The organism is Peribacillus simplex NBRC 15720 = DSM 1321 (assembly GCF_002243645.1).
GTDB classification, from domain to species: Bacteria; Bacillota; Bacilli; order Bacillales; family DSM-1321; genus Peribacillus; species Peribacillus simplex.
On the sequence record NZ_CP017704.1, the window covers coordinates 5,301,749 to 5,320,229 of the forward strand.

Consider the following 18,481-nt stretch of genomic DNA (forward strand, 5'->3'; position numbering starts at 1 on the left):
AAGTTATTTTATAAGAAAACTCCATTGACAAGGATTAAATATATGTTAATATTTAAAATAATAAAACTTATCCAGAGCGACGGAGGGAATTGGCCCTTTGAAGTCCAGCAACCTGCATGATGGATGCAAGGTGCTACCTCCAACAAAATGTTGATCATTTTGGAAGATAAGGTAAAGATATTTACCTTGGGATCTTTCCATCATGGAAAGATTTTTGTTTTTTTTGAAAAATTGTAGGCAAACCATAACAATGTAAGGTTGTATGGAATTATATAAATCTAAGAAATTCATTTAATCAGCGTTGAAAATAAAATATTCGCGGATTTTCTTAAAGGAGGAACTGGTTTGGATAAAGAGAATCAGCTTGAAGAAATATTTGAACGACTTCAAGAAATGCTTAATTCAATGAAATATGGATCCATTACACTTATTGTCCAGGATGGTAAAATCATTCAAATGGAAAGAAATGAAAAATTAAGAATTAAATAAGGTATCTGCTGACTAGAAAAACTAGAGGCGGGTTTAACTGATATAAAGAGAGTATTGGTTAGATTCGTCTCTTTTTCCTAGAATCAAATAAACCGGAGAAGATTACAACGGGTATTGATCAACAGTTACTCTAACCTGATACAGCAAGTTTTTAGAGGGGGCTACAAAGTTGGCTGCATTAATAAACTATGACAATTTCAACACAGGGGATTTACCTGTATTTCCTGAAGACAGTGAGACAAAAGGAGCTTTGGAAGTTCTGCAATGGGCGAATGACCATTATGGAAACAAACTGATTTATGCTTGTAGTTTTGGTATTGAAGGCATCGTGCTTACGGATTTATTGGCGAAGGTTAATCCTTCGGCGAAAATAGTTTTCCTTGATACAGATGTTCATTTTGAGGAAACTTACCAATTGATCGAGCAAGTGAAAAAGCGATATCCAAAGCTTTCGATCGAAATGAAGAAACCTGCCTTGACGCTTGAGGAACAAGCAGCGGAATATGGGGATGAATTATGGCTTAGAGATTCCAATAAGTGCTGTAACATTCGTAAAATCATTCCGCTTACCGATGTGCTTTCAATGGCAACAGCCTGGCTTTCGGGATTGCGGAGGGAGCAATCCGAAACAAGGGCTCTGACCGAGTATATCAATAAGGATAATAAGTTCAAGTCAGTTAAAATATGTCCACTCATACATTGGACGTGGAAAGATGTTTGGCGCTACGCCCATAAAAACGGACTTCCATATAATATCCTGCATGATAATGGATATCCGAGCATTGGATGTAAAACGTGTACAGCACCGGCCTTCAATGCAGATGATTTACGCTCTGGCCGTTGGCAAGGGGCTCAAAAAACGGAATGCGGATTGCATTTATCTTAAATAAATAGAAACCATAGGGGGAAATTAGCATGACAATCAGTTTACCGCACGGAGGAACATTAATCGATCTTTGGGAACCAAAATATGATTTTAGTAAAATAACAAAGTCAATCGAAATAGATGAAATTGCATTAAGTGATCTTGAATTGATAGGCACTGGTGCCTACAGTCCGATTAAAGGATTCTTTACAAAAAGTGACTATGAGACAGTGGTCAAGGAAATGAGGCTTAGCAGTGGGCATGTATGGAGCATCCCGATTACGCTGCCTTTGACCGAAGAAACTGCAGAAACCCTTACTTTAGGTGAAGAAGTGACGTTGACTCATGAAGGTGAAACATACGGAGTTCTATCCGTTTCCGATATTTACACTCCAGATAAGCAATTGGAAGCGACATTAGTATATCAAACGGATGATGAGAAGCATCCTGGAGTGAAAAATTTATATAACCGTGGGGATGTATATGTCGGCGGGGAAATAAAGTTGATCAAGAGAATAGAGCGTCCGCTATTTCAAGCTCATTATTTGGACCCGGTCGACACAAGGAAAGCTTTTGCGGAAAAAGGCTGGGAAACAGTTGTCGGATTCCAAACGAGGAACCCTGTTCACCGTGCTCATGAATACATTCAAAAGACAGCATTGGAGATTGTCGACGGCTTATTCTTAAATCCTCTCGTAGGTGCCACTAAATCCGATGACATTCCGGCAGATGTAAGAATGGAAAGCTATAAAGTGCTGCTTGAAAAATATTATCCTAAGGATCGCGTCTCCCTTGCAGTTTTCCCTGCTGCCATGCGTTATGCAGGACCAAGAGAAGCCATTTTCCATGCGATGGTCCGTAAAAATTATGGTTGCACCCATTTTATCGTCGGACGTGATCATGCGGGTGTGGGCGATTATTATGGCACATATGATGCTCAAAAAATCTTTGGGAATTTTAACGCAGATGAGTTAGGAATCACTCTATTATTCTTTGAACATAGTTTTTACTGTAAAGCATGTGGCAATATGGCTTCCGCTAAAACTTGTCCGCATGGCAAGGAAGACCATGTCATCCTTTCTGGAACGAAGGTAAGGGAAATGCTTCGTAATGGAGAAATTCCTCCAGCTACCTTTAGCCGTAAAGAAGTCATTGAGGTGTTGATCGAAGGTCTAAAAAAGAATGAAGTTTATAACTGATTGGATATAAATTGAAGTGTCACATGAAGAAGAGGGGGATTATTATATGAGTAAAAGTACGAATGTCACTTGGCATGAAACGTCATTGAACAAGGAGCTCCGTCGGAAGCAGAACGGGCATGAAAGCACAGTTCTATGGTTTACAGGACTCTCGGGTTCCGGAAAATCAACGATTGCGAACGCGGTCGCTAAAGAGTTATATAATCGGAATATTCGAAGTTATGTTTTAGATGGTGATAATATCCGCCACGGATTAAATAAAGATTTAGGTTTTTCTGAAGAGGATCGAACCGAGAATATTAGGCGAATCGGTGAGGTATCGAAGTTATTCGTGGATAGTGGGCAGTTCGTATTGACCGCCTTCATATCACCTTTCAGGGCAGATCGGCAGATTGTACGTGATTTACTCGATGAAGGGGAGTTTATTGAAGTATACATAAAGTGTCCGATCGAAGAGTGCGAAGTGCGTGATCCAAAAGGTCTTTATGACAAGGCGCGTAAAGGAATCATTAAAGATTTTACTGGAATCGACTCTCCATACGAAGAACCTGAACAACCGGAAATCATTTTAGAATCCGACCAATACAGCATTGAAGAGTGCGTTGAACAGGTAATCGGCTATTTGACAGCAAAGAAAGCGATCTAATCAAGGAGGAAATGTAATGGTTTACGAGAAATTTTGGTCGGAAAATCCACTAATCGCTAAAAATAAAACGGAAATCTGGAAATTGGAAAAAGACGGATTGAAGATATTCGATGATATTCCACATTACGCTGCAAATGGTTTTGATTCCATCCCTAAAGAGAATTGGGATATGTTCAAGTGGGCAGGTCTATACCTGCAACGGCCAAAAGAAGCAGGTTACTGGATGATGCGTGTCGTTATTCCCGGAGGTATCCTGACTTATGATCAACAGATAACTCTAGCTAACATCGCTAAAGATTATGGGAGGGATGTATATGACATTACTACCCGTCAAGCCATTCAATTCCACTGGTTGACCATCGAACAAGTCCCCGATATCTTAAACCGTTTGGAAAAGGTTGGACTGACTACGGCCGGTGCATGTGGTGATATCACACGTAATATCATCGGTAATGCATTGGCAGGCATCGATCCTGACGAACTTTTTGATACACGCGAGGTACTTTATGATGTATTTGAGTATTTCCGCCTTAACGAAGACTATTCGAACCTTCCTAGGAAATATAAAATGGCCATAAGTGCTAATATCCATAATGCTTCAAATGCTGAAATCAACTGTGTTTCATTCAATCCAGCTACTAAAGTAATTGATGGAGTAACGGAAGTTGGTTTTCATGTAAAAGTAGGCGGTGGGCTATCCTCCGTTCCGATGCTGGCAGAAGAACTTGACGTATTCATTTTACCTGAAAAAACAGTCGAAGTAGCGGCCGCCATCACGACGATATTCCGTGACTTTGGGTACCGTGAAAAACGTCATCGCTCGCGATTGAAATTCCTTGTAGCTGATTGGGGTCCTGAACAATTCAAGGAAAAATTGCTGGAGTACACCGGTCCACTTCCTGAAAAGGGTGAAAGTGCGGTAAAGGAATGGAATGCAGGTTATTTCTACGGCATCCATAAACAAAAACAAGATGGTCTGAACTATGTTGGAGTCAATATACCAGTTGGTCGTCTAAATCCAGACGAAGTGATCGAGTTTGCCGAACTTGCGAAGAAATATGGAAATGGTGAAATCCGAAACTGTAATTCTCAAAATCTTATCATTCCAAATGTGCCGGATGCAAAACTTGAGGAATTAAAACAGGAATCCATCTTTGAAAGATTTCCATATCAACCAAAAAAATTCATTGGTTATTCCGTTTCTTGTACAGGCATCGAGTATTGTAACCTGGCACTCGTTGAAACAAAAAAACGAATGAGGACCATTTCTGAATCATTGGACAAGGAAATAGATCTCGATGTTCCTGTAAGGATGCATATGGTGGGTTGTCCGAATAATTGCGGTCAAAGAGCCATCGCCGAAATTGGGCTTCAAGGCATAAAAATGAAAAACCAGGACAAAAAGATGGTCGAAGCTTTTGAGATATACGTCGGAGGAACGCTGAATGAAGGCGGTAAGTTCAATGAAAAACTTAAAGGAAAAGTGGAAGCTGAACAGCTCTATCATGTTCTGAAAGAACTGATCCTATTTTTCAAAGAAACAAAACTTCTATCCGAAACCTTTCTTGATTTTGTGGAAAGAGTAGGGATATCGCAGTTACAAAGTAAGCTTGATGATATATTAACGGAAGTGGCCGTTTAATAGGGGAAGGTAAGCAATCCATGAATCTATACCGTTTCGAAGTCACTATCAAGGAAAAACCAATCCATGTCATCATTGTTGCCGATTCGGATGAAAAGGCGTTTGAACTTGTTGATATCGAGCTGGAAAAACATTTTTTGAAAATGCCTGAAGTGGATGACATCTCATTATATGAAAAAAGGAAAATTAAAAATGGAGCAGGTTTCGTTTTATCGGAATTCGAAACGATTCTCTAAGGGAAGGCAGGTTGCATAAATGGGGAAAGTATATCTAGTAGGAGCCGGTCCCGGAGATCCAGATTTAATTACATTAAAAGGATTAAAATGCATTCAAGAAGCTGATGTCATTTTATATGATCGACTTGTCAATAAAGAACTTTTGAATCATGCAAAAGACGGTGTAGAGCTGATTAATTGCGGTAAACTGCCGGATTATCATTTATTGCAGCAGGATACCATCAATCGGTTCCTGGTCAAATATGCAAAAAAGGGAAAAATAGTCACCCGTTTGAAAGGCGGCGATCCATTCGTCTTTGGGCGAGGCGGGGAGGAAGCGGAAGCCCTTGCCAAAAGTGGTGTGAGCTTTGAAATCGTTCCAGGAATTACGGCTGGAATCGCCGCTACAGCTTATGCGGGAATTCCAGTTACACATAGGGACCACGCTTCTTCTTTTGCAATTGTTACCGGTCATCGGAAAAAGGATGAAGAGGATAATATCAAGTGGGAATCCCTTGCAAAAGGAATCGATACATTAGCCATTTACATGGGTGTTAAAAATCTGCCATATATTCAAGGAAAACTTTTGGAGCATGGAAAAAGTCCAGAGACTCCTGTAGCCCTTATTCATTGGGGGACATTAAAAACGCAAAAAACAGCTGTCAGTACTTTGGCTAATGTAGTGGAAACCGCCAATAACGAACAGATTTCGAATCCTTGCATGATAGTCGTGGGCGATGTCGTTAATTTACGAGAAAAAATCAAATGGTTTGAAGGAAAACAAACCGAAAATTTGTTGGCTAATGAGGCCTTTTAATGGAAGCCATTTTATATATTTGCCATGGCAGCCGTGTTAAAGAAGCTTCAGCCCAAGCCATTGATTTTATTAAAGTTTGTATGCAAGCACAGCAAAATTCCATTCAGGAGTATTGCTTCTTAGAATTGGAAACTCCTACGATAGAAGAGGCCTACGAACGATGCGTACAAAAAGGTGCGACGAGAATCATTGCCATTCCAGTTCTTTTGCTAACAGCTGTACATGCAAAACATGATATTCCAGTCATATTGAACAAAATGAAAGAACGGTACCCTGCCGTTGACTTGAAATACGGAAGGCCGATTGGTGTCAGTGATAAAATGGTTGACATTTTAGTGGAACGGTTGGAGGAAACAAATGTAAGGGTTACGGAAGATTCCTTGGTTTTATTGGTTGGAAGGGGCAGCAGTGATCCCGACGTGAAAAGGGATTTGTCTCGACTGGCCGATTTGCTAAGGAACAGGTTTCCAAAAATCCGTGTGCAAGAGTGTTATTTGACAGCTGCCACACCAAGCTTTGGAGAAGCATTGGAATTCGCAGAGGAATCTCGACCAAACCAAGTATTTATTATTCCTTACCTATTGTTTACCGGTCTCTTAATGCAGTCCATCGAAAATGGTATAAAAAAGATTCAAAAAAAGGGTAAGCAGAAATTCATACTTTGCCGATATCTAGGTTATCACCCAAAGATTGAACAAGCAATATCGGAACGAATTCATGAAGTGAGTGGGGAGGGAGCTTATGTATCCAATTACGCTTAATATTGAGAACAGAAAGTGTATAATTATCGGCGGTGGTAAAATAGGTTACTTTAAAGCTGGCCCCTTATTGGAAGCTGGTGCCGAAGTGACCGTCGTAAGCCCCGAGATTTGCACAGGTTTTCAACTGTTGGAGAAAGAAGGTAAGATTCGAGTTTTACTTAAAGAAGTGGAAGAAACTGACTATAAAGATGCGTTTTTAATCATCGTTGCAACAAATTCGACTGAAGTTAATGAACGAGTGTACGAGAATGCATCCAAAAGTCAGTTGGTGAACGTTATTAGTAATCATGAGTTGGGTAATTTTCATATTCCGGCCACATTGAATAGAGGCATGCTTTCCATAAGTGTTTCTACCAATGGAGCAAGCCCAACACTCGCAAAAAAAATTCGGAATGACCTAGGTAAAGTATATGATGAATCATATGAAGAATATCTTGAATTCCTTTTTGAAGCAAGGATGATAATAAAAAATGGTTCATTTTCAAAAGAGGAAAAATCTAAGTTACTGAAAGATTCAATAGAGGATATTTATAAATATTCCTTAAAAGAAAGATATCGTTTTTTAGCTAGGCTTTTACCAGTAGAAGCCGAAGAAAATATATCATTGGGCTGATCAGAAAAACTGAAGGCACCTAACCAACATGTCATTTCATTTTGGTTAGGTGCCTCTTTGTGTCTTATGGAAATCTAAATGATTTATACAGGCAAACGGTACCATAGGGTCGATGTTATATAGGTTCTATTTTAGTGAAAAAAGGGGAATGTCATGAAAAAGTTAATCGTTTTGGCCTTTATCGGGTTTTTAGCCCAATTAATCGATGGTTCGCTTGGAATGGGGTATGGAGTGAGTTCCACGTCCTTATTGTTGACATTCGGGATTGCCCCTGCAGTAGCATCAGCATCCGTTCATTTATCTGAAGTAGTGACCACAGCAGTATCCGGAGCTTCACATATAAAGTTTGGGAACGTGGATAAAAATATGGTCTATCGCTTGATCATTCCAGGTTCAGTTGGTGCATTTGTAGGTGCATGTTTCCTGAGTAACCTGCCAGCAGAATTAGCTAAACCGTATATTGCCATATTTTTATTTGGCCTTGGTGTATACGTTTTATTCCGTTTTTTATTTATTTTTAAACCGTCAAAGGAAAATGAAACCGTAAAGCCATTGACCGCAAAACAATCCATTCCGTTAGGTCTTTTTGCAGGATTTTGTGATGCAACAGGCGGAGGCGGTTGGGGACCGATTGCTACGCCTATTTTATTGTCAAAAAAAGGAATGACGGCGAGAAAAGCCGTAGGGACTGTAGATACGAGTGAATTTGCCATTGCTTTCTTCGGTAGTCTAGGCTTTATCATTTCACTTGGATGGGAAGCTGTTAATTGGCTATGGGTCGTAGCGTTGATAATTGGTGGAGTGGTTGCCGCGCCAATTGCAGCCTGGCTTGTCAGGATGCTTCCTGCTCAATTAATGGGTGTTTTAGTGGGTGGTTTCATTATCTTAATCAATGTAAGAACATTATTAGTTACATGGATTCCAATTGAAGCCCATATATATATCTATACAGGCATCGTGATTATATGGCTTTCTGGAATTCTTCTTACCATCAATAAGATGTCCAATGCAAGAAAACATGATCATATCGAACAACGGCAGAATGTTTCCTGATTCGCGAGTTTGAAAGAAGCGAATTTATACAAAAGCATATTCTGATACGTAACATAAAAACTCGTAGGTACATAAATACCTACGAGTAAACTCATTTGCCAAATGGGATTCCGCCTTTAAAGTTGTTTCGGTTGTAATAAAGGTTCTTGACCCTATTTAATAGATTCATTTATTTTTTGACCCGTTTTTTAGCACTCTTAATAATCGAGAGACTTATGCCTCCAATATCTATGTAGTTTATTCTCCTAACAAAGAATCAATAGTAGCCCCTATAATAAAGTCAACCATCGTGAGAGATTTGAATAATATTAGAACAGCAGCAGAACCATTAATATATGGCCTGCTGCTGTTCAAATGATTGAATTGTACTTTCATATAATTCAATAAGCTTGTAATATATATTTTTTACTATCGAATTTAAATCCCTGCCTGTTTGAACACCGGCATTTGATTGATGGAGACTTATTCACCGTCAAATATACGAGATTTCCACAAGAAATAACGGGTCTTTCGCACGCTATTGCTTCCAAAGCAACCCTGCTCGTACCAACAACATGGTTTCCAAGCGCACTTGCACATCCTTTTTTTTCAGTGAAATGAATGAACTCTTCCTTACATGAAAATTGGATGCTCGCATCCACATTATAAATGTCCTTTAGCTGACTGCCGTTTCCGACGATAATTACATGAATTGGGGATATCCTTTGATTTTAAATCCCAGCAAGCTTAGATTAAAAGCATGCAGATTTTTGCTTTATGCCGGTTTATCCTGCTGCAGTTAAGAATTATCTTTAGCATTCAGAGAAATATTCATTTTTTTCTTTTTTCCAATAAAGGGGAAAAATCAATTGTATCAATTTCATTTGTATTTATTGAAATATTCTTAAATGGCTGAATATGTTTTTTTACGTGTTCACTATCTGCAACCACGGCATCTGTAAACTATAACAAACTTTTATATCCGATTTATGGAAGTAGAAGAGTGAAGACGAACGGAATGTTTTAGGAGTAATAGGTCGTCAATTATTCCATTAGTCAGGTTATCACTATATTATGAAGCTATTATCCTTAATTCTAATTAAAGCGTTTTTTAGTTTTTGAATATAAGTTTGTGAAAATGGCGGGAAAGGTAGTTAAATATTTTTCAGTTTTGTACAATGATTAAATAGCAAATATGAAAAGGAGTTTTAAAATGGAAGGCATCTCTGATCATTTAAAGGGAAATTTGGATATTTTGTTCGTAGGTTTCAATCCAAGCATTCGTTCAGGCGAGACTGGCCATCATTATGCCAATCCAAACAATCGCTTTTGGAAAATCCTTTTCAAGTCCGGACTGACACCAAGGAAATATGACCCAACTGAAGACTCATCATTACTGGATTTAGGTTATGGTTTTACCAATATCGTCTCCAGGCCTACAAAAGGTGCGGACGAAATCACAAAAGAAGAGTACATAAAAGGAAGGAAGCAATTAAAAAGGAAAATTGAAAAGTATAAACCTAAACTTGTTTGTTTTGTAGGCAAGGGAGTTTATCAGGAATATCGTCAATTACGAAAAATCTCTTGGGGGTTGCAAAAAGATCCTTCATCGAATAAGACCCTGGAATTCGTTGCCCCTTCTTCCAGCGGTTTAGTTAGAATGCCGATAGAAGAGATCATCGAAATATATAGTGAGTTGCCAATTCTGCTTGGCAAGCTGGAAAACAAATGAAGGAACTTATTAAAACAAGGGTGGAATTATATGAGTCAGGGTAGTGCTGAATGGAAAAGCAATGGCCTTTCCGAGGTCAATGATGGGGAAGGCTTTTGGCAAGGAGTAAAGGATTGTATACCCACTTTATTGGGGTACCTAAGTATCGGTTTTGCTGCAGGGGTCGTAGAAAAAACGTCAGGATTAAGTATGATTGAAGTGGCACTTATGTCGCTTTTACTCTATGCAGGGTCTGGACAATTCATAGCGGCAGGGATGATAGCTGCAAGTCATCCAGTATCGGCCATAATTTTTACGATTTTTTTTGTTAATAGTCGTCATCTATTACTTAGTGCTGCATTGGCACCGTATTTCAGGCAGCAAAGTTTGAAACAAAACCTGATAACTGGAGCCTTATTAACTGATGAAACGTTTGGAGTGGCCGTCACAACTGCACAGACTAGAAAACAACTTGATTTTAAATGGATGCTTGGTCTGAATCTTGCAGCCTATTTAAATTGGTTCATTGCAAATATGGCCGGCGGTTTCTTTGGCCAATGGATTCCAAATCCCGAAAAATATGGGATGGACTTCGCCCTGCCAGCCATGTTTATCGGACTTTTAGTTTTGCAAATATTAAGTAAAAAGGACTTTTTCATAGATCTTGCAGTCGCTTTTAGCAGCATATTAATCGTTGTAGCAGTAAGTTTCTTCTTTCCAGGCAGTACTGGGGTCATAGTTGCAACGGTTGTAGCTTCAACGATAGGAATGGTGATTGGCAGATGGAAATAAGCGGATATATCCTTGCTGTCATCCTAGGGACTTCGATTGTAACTTTCATACCTAGAGTCTTCCCTTTGATGCTGCTTAGTAAAATGCAGATTCCTGAATGGGGCATAGATTGGCTAAAGCATGTGCCAGTGGCCGTAATGGCGGCGTTGTTGGCTCAAGAACTTCTATTATCGGAACAGGTCTTTTCAATTAAGGATAATGCTTTGAATTTGGCAGCAGCTTTACCAGCTTTCCTGGTTGCCATTTTTACGAGGAGTCTGTTGGCGACGGTTATGATTGGCGTGCTTTCCTTGATGATATTACGATTTTTCTTTTAATAAGTACTAAACATTTAAATGATAGGCCGATATAACCAGTAATGGATTGCCATTACTGGGTTTTTATTTTCCCAAGAACATATTTCATAACCGGTAACTTTTTGAGATCGTTCATTTCGATTAGGCAAATGACGCTTTTTAATGAACATTAGAAGCTTGATTATCAAAAAGGGCAGTGATTACATAAACTAGGGTGAATGTACTTCTGAAAAGTCATTTTGGTTAGCTGAATTGAAAGCGCTTTTAATTGAAAATGAAACAACCAACGTTTAGAAAATGGGAGTCTGTCAACAATGGGAATAAGCAAATTACTATGGAGGTGTTTAATTAATGAAGATAAATGGTGCCCTAGAGGTTCTTGATCGCATGCGGCTTCCTAATGGCGCGTATACTGCAAGCGTTTCCGATGATTATAATTATGTTTGGATAAGGGATGTCGTTTATACAGTAATGCCTTTTATAAATGATTCATCCAATCGTTACGAGAAAGCATATCATGCTTTATTCGACTTATTTCAATCCTATGAGTGGAAGATAGATATTCATACGGAACAGAAACCCCAGTTTCTATTTGAACATATCCATGCACGGTATTCCACTGAACTTAAAGAACTGCCCGATGAGTGGGGGCATGCCCAAAATGATGCGATAGGTGCCTTTTTATGGGGTGTCGGTGAAGGGTATAGGCATGGTAAAAAGGTGATAAGAAATCAACGTGATTTACAAATCGTTCAAAAGTTGGTCAATTACTTGGAATGCTTGCAATATTGGCAGTCGGAAGATAACGGGATGTGGGAAGAAAATATAGAAATCCACGCTTCAAGCATAGGTGCATGTGTTGCTGGTTTGAATTCAGTCAAAATGCTGGTCCACGTCAAGGAGGAACTGATTAAAAAGGGAGAAGAAACACTTCGTTTCCTGCTTCCAAGGGAAAGTTATTCAAAAGAGACGGATTTAGCCCTTTTATCCTTAATTTATCCTTATAGGCTGGTAGACCGTGAAATAGCACTTAAAATATTGAAGTATGTCACAGAGCGCCTAGAAAGAACAAAAGGTTGTATTAGATATGAAAAGGACCTTTATTATAATGACGGTCAAGAAGCGGAATGGTGTTTCGGGCTTCCGTGGTTGGGCTTATGCTACCTTGAACTTGGCATGATGAACAAAGTGAAGGAATATATAGATAAAACGAAAATGATCATTCCGGAAAATTGGGAAGTTCCTGAATTATATATAGGAGGCAGTAATGTTCCAAACAGGAATACTCCTTTGGCATGGTCAGTCTCATTATCGTATTTATTCTTGACGAAGACTCAGATGATTCGAACTGAACAAATAACATGAAGAATTCATACATGATAACATAAAGCTCTTCCCAAAAAATGGGGAGAGCTTTTATTGGAATAATAATATTTTTACAATTAATGGCTATTTTCCGCAAAAAAATGTTTTAATTTTCAAAAAAACGGGCATTTATTACAATATATTCACCTCCATTTGAAGGATTAATGTCATTTTTACCGAATATATATAATAACTGGGGAAGGATGGGTAAAATACTATCGAGTTAATACTGATGGAGGGGTTTTATTGAGTACAATTATTGACCAGCTGCAAGAGAATTATCCAAGCGATTTCGATTTGTATTTGTTTCATGAAGGCACCCTTTATGAAAGCTATAAAATGCTTGGGGCACACATTGTAACATCATTAGGTATTGAAGGAGTACGCTTCACCGTTTGGGCCCCCCATGCCAAGCAAGTTTCAGTTGTCGGTAATTTTAATAATTGGGACGGAAAAGATCATGCGATGAAACGGATCGAGCGTTCAGGTATCTGGGTGTTGTTCGTACCAGGACTACAAGAAGGGGAACTCTATAAATACGAAATACATACACCTGGAAATAAACGTATCCTAAAAGCCGATCCATATGCCTTTTATTCGGAAGTCAGACCAAATACAGCCTCGGTCATTAAAAGGCTGGATAATTTTGAATGGCAAGATTCGAAGTGGATAGCCGATAGGAAAAAGGAAAATATTTATCATAAGCCCATGTCCATTTATGAAGTGCACCCAGGAACATGGAAACAGAAAGAAGATGGCGAATTTTATTCGTACCGTGAATTGGCTGATAGATTAGTTGATTATGTGATTGATAATAGTTTTACACATATTGAAATCATGGCCATAATGGAACATCCATTTGATAAATCGTGGGGATACCAGGTCACGGGCTATTATTCCGTAACCAGCCGTTACGGTTCACCGGAAGATTTTAAATATCTAATTAACCTTTGCCACCAAAAGGGCATAGGAGTAATCCTTGACTGGGTTCCCGCCCATTTTTGTAAAGATGCGCATGGACTTTCCCGTTTCGATGGCACGCCTCTCTATGAACCAATTGATCATACTAGAGCAGATCGCCCGTTATGGGGGACATACAATTTTGATTTTACCAAACCGGAAGTAGTCAGTTTCCTTATATCAAATGTAATGTTTTGGATGGATGTATACCATATTGATGGGGTCCGTGTCGATGCTGTTTCGTCAATGGTTTATTTAAATCATGATAATCCATTGCCAGTCAAGCTGAAAAACCAGTTTGGCGGTGAGGAAAACCTGGAAGCCATACAATTTTTGCAAAAGCTTAACGAAGTGGTTTTCAAGAAATATCCCAATGCATTAATGATGGCTGAAGAAGCAACAGATCGGCCACTTATAACTTCTCCTACCGATGTAGGAGGCCTAGGCTTTAATTACAAATGGAATATGGGATGGACTAACGATATTCTTCGTTATATGAAACTTGAAACGGATGAAAGGCCATATCATCATAGCCTCTTAACCTTTTCATTTTTCTATGCTTTTTCAGAAAATTTTGTCTTGCCCTTTTCACATGATGAAGTGGTTCATGGCAAGAAGTCATTATTGAATAAGATGCCTGGTGACTATTGGCAGAAATTCGCAAATTTACGATTACTCCTTGGGTATTACATGACTCATCCTGGAAAGAAGCTTCTATTTATGGGCTGTGAATTTGGCCAGTTCATAGAATGGAAAGATGAGGAACAATTGGATTGGCTGCTTTTGGAATATGAATCCCACGAAAAGCAGGCATATTACTTCCGTACCCTCCAGGATTTTTATAGGCAAACTTCCTCCCTTTGGAGACTGGATCATGTCCAGGAGGGATTTGAATGGATAGATCCGAACAATAGTAAACAGAGTATCATTACCTTTATGAGAAAAGGTAAACGCAAAGGCGATTATTGCATTGTTGTCTGTAATTTTTCTGCGCAGGCTCATGCTCAATATCAAATAGGTGTACCATCCCAAGGTAAATATATAGAGGTCTTCAGCAGTGATTCAGCAGCTTTCGGAGGATCGGGTCAGATCAATGAAGAACCCATTAATGTCAAAAAGGATCCATACCATAATCAACCATTCAGCATGGAAATAACTGTACCTCCATTAGGCATTTCTATTTTTATGAAGCAAACAAAAAAAAGACGGGGGAGAGTGAACGAATAATGGGAGCGAAAAAATGGATAGCAATGTTATTGGCAGGAGGCCAGGGTTCAAGGTTAGGTGAATTGACAATCGGTTTGGCAAAACCAGCTGTTCCCTTTGGCGGTAAATATAGAATCATCGATTTTCCATTAAGTAACTGCACACATTCTGGTATTGATACGGTTGGGGTACTGACCCAATACCAGCCATTGATTCTAAATGATTACGTTGGTAATGGCAAAGCTTGGGATCTTGATCTGGATGTTGGCGGAGTTTCCGTTCTTCCCCCTTATCAAGGGAAAGAAGGCGGTGAGTGGTATAAAGGAACAGCAAACGCTGTTTATCAAAATATCCAATACATTGATAACTATGATCCGGAGCATGTACTGATTCTCTCTGGTGACCATATTTATAAGATGGATTACAGTAAAATGCTGGATTATCACATTGAAAAAAATGCCGAGGCAACCATAGCTGTCATTCAAGTGCCGTGGCAGGAAGCAAGTCGTTTCGGAATCATGAATACCAATGATGATGATAAAATCACTCAATTTGATGAAAAACCAAAGTATCCAAAGAGTAATCTCGCTTCCATGGGAGTTTACCTATTCAATTGGAAGACCCTAAGACGGTATTTAATAAACGATGAAAAAGATGAAAATTCTTCCAATGATTTCGGCAGCAACATCATTCCAAAGATGCTTGAAGACCGAAAAAAGCTATATGCCTATCGTTTTAATGATTATTGGAAAGATGTAGGAACGGTCGAAAGCCTTTGGCAGGCCCATATGGACTTATTGGAGGATACGCCAAATTTCCAGTTGGATGACCAGCAATGGAAAATTTTTGCCCGCAATGCAAATCATCCGCCGCAATATATATCACCGGATGCCGAGGTCAGTCAGTCGCTTATCAATGAAGGGTGCATGATACACGGGAACATTGAACATTCAGTTTTATCCTATAATGTACAGGTGGGCTATGGGTCAACCATAAAAGATTCAGTCATCATGCCTAATGTTACGATTGGTGAAAACGTTCATATAGAAAGAAGCATCATAGCCAGCAATTGTGTTATAGAAGATGGTGCAGTAGTAGGCAATTCAGCAGTTACATCCGATATTACCTTAATTGGTGAAAATCAGACCATTATCAATCCAAACAAAAAAAAGATCACTCTTAACTAGAAAAAGGGGAAGCTGCTATGGAAAATGTGTTGGGTATTATTAACTTAATCAATGAAAGACAACATTTAAAAGATCTGACTGCTCACCGTAATGTGGCATCTGTGCCATTTGGCGGGCGCTACCGTTTGATTGACTTTACGATGTCGAATCTCATTAATGCAGATGTATCAAAAGTAGCCGTTTTTCCAAAAGAAAAGTATCTTTCAGTTATGGATCATCTTGGCTCGGGTAAAGAATGGAACTTGGATCGGCGTTCAGGAGGCTTATATATCTTGCCCCCTATCCATCCGGATGAAACGGTAACGGGCGATATGAAGCAATTCTATGATCATCTCAGCTTTTTCGAACGTGCACAGGCAGATACTGTAATCATTTCCCCAGGAAGCCATGTATGCAAATTGGATTTTAATGAAGTGCTTGATTATCACAAAAAACATAAAGCGGATATCACGGTCGTATATAAGGATTATGTAGGCGAATTGATTGAGAAACCTATCTATCACACATGCTCGGTTGATTCGGATGAAGACATTACTGACATTAGCTTTTATACCATCCCTAGACCTGGTGACCATGTTTGTCTAGAAACCTTCATCATAAGTAAAACGCTATTGGTGAACTTGATCAAAAGCTGTGTTGCCAGTGGGGAATATGACTTTTTGAAAGACGCTGTGAAAGCCAATCTTCATCGTTTTACAGTCAAAGGCTACAATTTTACTGGAGATATGCCATTCATCCATTCCATTGAAAGCTTTCATTCCAGTAATATGAATTTCTTGAACCCTTCGGTAATCCGTTCTTTCTTCGGGGATACTTGGGATGTTTATACAAAAATCAAACATGAGGCACCGACCAAATATTCAAGTTCTTCGAAGGTTACCAATTCATTGATAGCCAATGGGTGTGATATTGAAGGAACTGTCGAAAACAGTATACTTTTCCGTGGGGTAAAGGTGAAAAAGGGTGCGATTATAAAGAATAGCATCATCATGCAAAAAGGCGTGATTGAAGAAGGAGCTATCGTTGAAAATACCATAACTGATAAAGAAGTGAGAATTACTAGTGAAAAATCAGTTATTGGTTTAAAACAGCCTACTGTAATAAAAAAAGCGGAAGTAATTTAATAGAGGAGGTGCGGCAATGAATGTTGTATTTGCTGCTTCAGAATGCGCCCCTTTTATAAAAACGGGAGGGCTCGGAGACGTTATAGGCGCGCTCCCGAAAGCGCTGAAAAAACAGGGAGTCCATGTAAGTGTCATCCTTCCTAAATACGGGGATCTACCTAACCAATACAAACAGGAACTGAAACATTTGACGAGCATCGAAGTTCCTGTTGGTTGGCGCCAGCAATTTTGTGGCATTGAAAAACTTGTTGCTAATGGGATTACATATTATTTCCTGGATAATGAATATTACTTCAAAAGGCATGGGAGTTATGGTTTCTTTGATGATGGCGAAAGGTTCGCCTTCTTTTCCCGTGCAATTTTAGAGGCTTTACCCTATTTAGAAGAAAAGCCGGATGTCATACACTGTCATGATTGGCAAACGGGCCTTGTCAGCGTTTTGCTGAAAGCTCATTATCATAACCATCCTTTCTATCAGGATATTAAAACGATATTTACCATACATAATTTACGCTATCAAGGAGTTTATCCTAAAGTTGTTTTAGCAGAATTACTGGATTTGAGTGAGTTATATTTTAATATCGATGGTCTTGAATTCCATGGAAATGTCAGTTATTTGAAAGCCGGCTTAGCTTTCTCTAACAAAGTCACAACTGTAAGCCCAAGCTATGCGGAAGAAATTCAGAGTCCCTATTTTGGGGAAAATTTGGATGGGTTTTTACGCAAAAGAAATGGTGACCTTAAAGGGATAATCAACGGAATCGATTATGAGGAATATAATCCTGCGACAGATGAACATCTTGCTGTTCCATTCGATTGCTATGAGGGTAAGATGGAGAATAAACGTCAGCTACAGGAATCGCTGGATCTTCCTGTCAATGATGGGGTTCCAGTTATATCAATGGTGACCAGGCTTGTTGATCAAAAAGGAATCGATCTTATTCTCCATGTTTTTCATGAAATGATGAACCAAGGTGTTCAATTCATTCTATTAGGTACAGGTGATGAGCAATATGAATCGGCATTTCGCCATTTAGCTGACCAATATCCAAATCAGGTATCAGTCAATACATATTTTGATGAAGGTTTAGCAAGACGGATATATGCCGGTTCAGATTTATTCCTGATGCCGTCACAATTCGAACCATGTGGTATCGGCCAGCTCTTAGCGCTCCGTTATGGCACTCTGCCTTTAGTGAGGGAAACTGGCGGACTTCGTGATACGGTCATACCTTATAATCAATTTACTGGTAAAGGTAATGGCTTCAGTTTTACCAATTATAATGCACACGATATGCTTCATACAATTGAGCAATCTGTTGGTCTGTACAAATTCCAGCCGAAAAGATGGAGGAATATGGCCGAAAGTGCAATGAAGTTAGACTTCAGTTGGACATCATCTTCCTTAAAGTATATTGAGCTATATGAAAGTTTGATTCCTGTCATGAAGTGATAATTGGATAGGTAATACACAAAACACTTGCGAATACTGTTTTCGTGAGTGTTTTGTTTCTTTTACCATCAAATATGGGTATATGTTTAGATATATATATAATATTGC

The 18,481-nt window shown here is 39.1% G+C and carries 18 protein-coding genes and 1 riboswitch; all 18 genes read left to right on the plus strand.

Annotated features, from left to right (window positions below; translation table 11 throughout):
* Window positions 1–64 precede the first annotated feature (64 nt).
* A riboswitch (SAM riboswitch) is annotated at window positions 65–173 on the plus strand.
* Window positions 174–345: 172 nt separating this feature from the next.
* The 18 genes from BS1321_RS25585 to glgA all read left to right on the plus strand — a co-directional run bounded on the left by BS1321_RS25585 (window position 346) and on the right by glgA (window position 18,373).
* The gene (locus tag BS1321_RS25585; protein ID WP_072273036.1) at window positions 346–489 is read left to right on the plus strand and encodes a YezD family protein; all 144 of its coding nucleotides are present in this window, start codon (window positions 346–348) and stop codon (window positions 487–489) included.
* Between the two features lie 181 nt (window positions 490–670).
* On the plus strand, window positions 671–1,375 hold the full coding sequence (locus BS1321_RS25590) for a phosphoadenylyl-sulfate reductase (protein ID WP_375781409.1): 705 nt from the start codon (window positions 671–673) through the stop codon (window positions 1,373–1,375).
* Between the two features lie 29 nt (window positions 1,376–1,404).
* A complete protein-coding gene (gene sat, locus BS1321_RS25595) occupies window positions 1,405–2,553 on the plus strand; it encodes a sulfate adenylyltransferase (RefSeq protein ID WP_063233663.1) in 1,149 nt (382 codons plus the stop codon).
* A gap of 46 nt (window positions 2,554–2,599) precedes the next feature.
* Complete coding sequence (gene cysC / locus BS1321_RS25600; protein WP_063233664.1) at window positions 2,600–3,199, plus strand: adenylyl-sulfate kinase; 600 nt, start codon at window positions 2,600–2,602, stop codon at window positions 3,197–3,199.
* A 16-nt stretch (window positions 3,200–3,215) separates the two neighbouring features.
* Window positions 3,216–4,841: a nitrite/sulfite reductase gene (locus BS1321_RS25605; RefSeq protein WP_063233665.1), complete on the plus strand. Its 1,626-nt coding sequence runs from the start codon at window positions 3,216–3,218 to the stop codon at window positions 4,839–4,841.
* 20 nt (window positions 4,842–4,861) lie between these two features.
* Window positions 4,862–5,077 carry a DUF3906 family protein gene (locus tag BS1321_RS25610; RefSeq protein WP_063233666.1) on the plus strand — a complete coding sequence of 72 codons (216 nt, stop codon included), beginning with the start codon at window positions 4,862–4,864 and terminating at the stop codon, window positions 5,075–5,077.
* 19 nt (window positions 5,078–5,096) lie between these two features.
* A complete protein-coding gene (gene cobA / locus BS1321_RS25615) occupies window positions 5,097–5,873 on the plus strand; it encodes a uroporphyrinogen-III C-methyltransferase (protein WP_063233667.1) in 777 nt (258 codons plus the stop codon).
* Window positions 5,873–6,634, plus strand: coding sequence for a sirohydrochlorin chelatase (locus tag BS1321_RS25620; RefSeq protein WP_063233668.1), 762 nt, complete (start codon window positions 5,873–5,875; stop codon window positions 6,632–6,634). The genes cobA and BS1321_RS25620 overlap by 1 nt, the downstream gene beginning before the upstream one ends.
* Complete coding sequence (locus BS1321_RS25625) at window positions 6,615–7,247, plus strand: NAD(P)-binding protein (protein ID WP_063233669.1); 633 nt, start codon at window positions 6,615–6,617, stop codon at window positions 7,245–7,247. The genes BS1321_RS25620 and BS1321_RS25625 overlap by 20 nt, the downstream gene beginning before the upstream one ends.
* 153 nt (window positions 7,248–7,400) lie before the next feature.
* Window positions 7,401–8,300 carry a sulfite exporter TauE/SafE family protein gene (locus BS1321_RS25630; RefSeq protein ID WP_063233670.1) on the plus strand — a complete coding sequence of 300 codons (900 nt, stop codon included), beginning with the start codon at window positions 7,401–7,403 and terminating at the stop codon, window positions 8,298–8,300.
* A gap of 1,192 nt (window positions 8,301–9,492) precedes the next feature.
* Window positions 9,493–10,011: a mismatch-specific DNA-glycosylase gene (locus BS1321_RS25635; RefSeq protein WP_063233671.1), complete on the plus strand. Its 519-nt coding sequence runs from the start codon at window positions 9,493–9,495 to the stop codon at window positions 10,009–10,011.
* A 30-nt stretch (window positions 10,012–10,041) separates the two neighbouring features.
* A complete protein-coding gene (locus BS1321_RS25640; protein ID WP_063233672.1) occupies window positions 10,042–10,782 on the plus strand; it encodes an AzlC family ABC transporter permease in 741 nt (246 codons plus the stop codon).
* Entirely contained in the window at window positions 10,773–11,099 is a 327-nt protein-coding gene (locus BS1321_RS25645) for an AzlD domain-containing protein (RefSeq protein WP_063233673.1), read from the plus strand. The genes BS1321_RS25640 and BS1321_RS25645 overlap by 10 nt, the downstream gene beginning before the upstream one ends.
* A 330-nt stretch (window positions 11,100–11,429) precedes the next feature.
* A complete protein-coding gene (locus BS1321_RS25650) occupies window positions 11,430–12,443 on the plus strand; it encodes a glycoside hydrolase family 15 protein (RefSeq protein WP_063233674.1) in 1,014 nt (337 codons plus the stop codon).
* A gap of 246 nt (window positions 12,444–12,689) precedes the next feature.
* Complete coding sequence (gene glgB, locus BS1321_RS25655) at window positions 12,690–14,630, plus strand: 1,4-alpha-glucan branching protein GlgB (RefSeq protein ID WP_063233675.1); 1,941 nt, start codon at window positions 12,690–12,692, stop codon at window positions 14,628–14,630.
* Entirely contained in the window at window positions 14,630–15,796 is a 1,167-nt protein-coding gene (locus tag BS1321_RS25660; protein ID WP_063233676.1) for a glucose-1-phosphate adenylyltransferase, read from the plus strand. The genes glgB and BS1321_RS25660 overlap by 1 nt, the downstream gene beginning before the upstream one ends.
* A 17-nt stretch (window positions 15,797–15,813) precedes the next feature.
* On the plus strand, window positions 15,814–16,920 hold the full coding sequence (glgD, locus tag BS1321_RS25665; protein WP_063233677.1) for a glucose-1-phosphate adenylyltransferase subunit GlgD: 1,107 nt from the start codon (window positions 15,814–15,816) through the stop codon (window positions 16,918–16,920).
* A 16-nt stretch (window positions 16,921–16,936) separates the two neighbouring features.
* On the plus strand, window positions 16,937–18,373 hold the full coding sequence (gene glgA, locus BS1321_RS25670) for a glycogen synthase GlgA (protein ID WP_063233678.1): 1,437 nt from the start codon (window positions 16,937–16,939) through the stop codon (window positions 18,371–18,373).
* Window positions 18,374–18,481 lie beyond the last annotated feature (108 nt).